The following is a 1,670-nucleotide window of genomic DNA, read 5'->3' as shown; positions in this document are numbered from 1 at the left end:
TTCCTGCGCCCGCTCGCGGGCGTGTTTGCGGTTGGTCTTCTTGACCAGCACGGGCCCGGACATGACGTTGTCCTCGGCGGTCATGTTGGGGAAGAGGTTGAACTGTTGGAAGACCATGCCGATGCGGGAGCGTTGCTGGGCGAGTCGTTGTGGGGAGACGGCGTGGTAGGCGTTGTCCTTCTCGACGTAGCCGAAGTCCTCGCCGTTGACCCGCAGCACGCCGCGGTCGACGGTTTCCAATCCGTTGATACAGCGCAGCAGTGTCGACTTGCCGGATCCGCTGGGGCCGATGATGCAGGAGATCTCGCCCGCCGCCACGGACAGGTCGATCCCGCGCAGGACCTCGTGATGTCCGAAGCTCTTGTGCAGCTTGCGTGCCACGATCGTTCCGTCGGCTTTCACAGCAGCGACTCCTTTGTCGCGGTGGCGACTGCGGCCTGCCGGCGGGTGGAGCGGGAGAAGCGGCGTTCGATCATGGACTGGGGCACGCTCAGCGCCATCGTCATGATCAGGTACCAGAGACTGGCCACGATCAGCAGCGGAATGGTCTGGTAGGTGCGGGCGTAGATGGACTGTGCGCTGTTGAGCAGTTCGGCGACGCCGAGGACGCTGACCAGGGAGGTGCCTTTGAGCATGCCGATGACCTGGTTGCCGGTGGCGGGGATGATCGCGGGCATGGTCTGCGGGATGATCACGTGGCGGAGCCTGGTGAAGCCGGTCATGCCGAGCGAGTCCGCTGCTTCGTGCTGGCCGCGGTTCACCGAGGCGAAGCCGCCGCGGATGATTTCCGCCATGTAGGCGGCTTCGTTGAGTGTCAGGCCGACGATGGCCGCGGTCAGCGGGGTCATGACTGCGTTCACGTCCACCGGGGTGGAGATGTCGGTGAAGGGGATGCCGATGGAGACGTTGGGGTAGAGCGCGGCGATGTTGAACCAGAAGATCAGCTGTACGAGTACCGGTGTGCCGCGGAAGAACGTGATGTAGAGCGTGGCCAGGCCGGAGATCGGTGTCTGGTGCGACATCCGCATGATCGCGAGCAGCAACCCGAGCAGCACGCCCAGTCCCATGCTGACCACCGTCAGGACCAGGGTGAGTACCAGACCGTCCAGGATGGACTCGGTGGTGAAGTAGCTGAACACCACCGGCCAGCCGTAGTTCTCGTTGGTCACCGTCGTGTAGACCAGGGCGGCGACGATCGCGAGCGCGACTGCCCAGCTGAGGTAGTCGCGCGGACGTTTCGGCGTGATCCGCTTCTTGTGTTCGGCCGGGAGTTCTTGCATCGGATGACTCCTGGTCGTCTTCGTCGCCATCACTGCAGGGGTACGGCCATCGCCGCGGTCTCGATGCCGAGGCTCTGGAAGCCCCAGCGATCAAGTGCTTCGGCGTACTTGGGACTGTCGATGATGGACTGGATCGCCGCCTGGATCGCCGGGGTCAGCGCGGAACCCTTGGGCAGCGCCACGTTCACCTTCGCCGTGACCACCCTTTCTGGCAGCACTTCCAGTACGTTCGGCTGCCGCTTGGCCGTCCACGACAGCGAGGTGAAGTCGTACATCACGGCGTCGAGGCGCTTGGAGGAGAGCTGGGTCAGCGAGTCGTTGACGCTCGGCAAAGTGACTCCGGTGATGGCCGGCTTGCCCTTGCTGGTGCAGTCCTTCTCGTTGAGCTGC

At 64.1% G+C, this 1,670-nt stretch carries 2 protein-coding genes and 1 pseudogene; all 3 read right to left on the bottom strand.

Annotated elements, in window-relative coordinates:
* Positions 1-402: ATP-binding cassette domain-containing protein (locus DI276_RS52215; RefSeq protein WP_269814285.1), on the bottom strand; the 402-nt coding region annotated here is incomplete at its 3' end.
* A complete protein-coding gene (locus DI276_RS21255; protein ID WP_112266000.1) occupies positions 399-1,280 on the bottom strand; it encodes an amino acid ABC transporter permease in 882 nt (293 codons plus the stop codon). The genes DI276_RS21255 and DI276_RS52215, both read right to left, overlap by 4 nt.
* 29 nt (positions 1,281-1,309) lie before the next feature.
* Positions 1,310-1,670, bottom strand: a pseudogene (locus tag DI276_RS21250) (ABC transporter substrate-binding protein); the annotation flags it as partial.

Source organism: Lentzea terrae, assembly GCF_003265345.1.
Taxonomy (GTDB): domain Bacteria; phylum Actinomycetota; class Actinomycetes; order Mycobacteriales; family Pseudonocardiaceae; genus Lentzea; species Lentzea terrae.
This window is presented reverse-complemented; position numbering and strand designations above follow the sequence as displayed.